The following is a 255-nucleotide window of genomic DNA, read 5'->3' as shown; positions in this document are numbered from 1 at the left end:
TTCACGACGGACGTTAGCACCCGCCGTGTGTCTCCCGTGATAACATTCTTCGGTATTCGTAGTTTGCATCGGGTTGGTAAGTCGGGATGACCCCCTAGCCGAAACAGTGCTCTACCCCCGAAGATGAGTTCACGAGGCGCTACCTAAATAGCTTTCGGGGAGAACCAGCTATCTCCCGGTTTGATTGGCCTTTCACCCCCAGCCACAAGTCATCCGCTAATTTTTCAACATTAGTCGGTTCGGTCCTCCAGTTAG

1 rRNA gene is annotated in these 255 nt (G+C 52.5%); it reads right to left on the bottom strand.

Annotated elements, in window-relative coordinates:
* A 23S ribosomal RNA gene (locus MUU46_RS23060) occupies nucleotides 1–255 on the bottom strand; the annotation flags it as partial.

It is taken from the genome of Scandinavium tedordense, from assembly GCF_024764965.1.
GTDB lineage: Bacteria > Pseudomonadota > Gammaproteobacteria > Enterobacterales > Enterobacteriaceae > Scandinavium > Scandinavium tedordense.
This window is presented reverse-complemented; position numbering and strand designations above follow the sequence as displayed.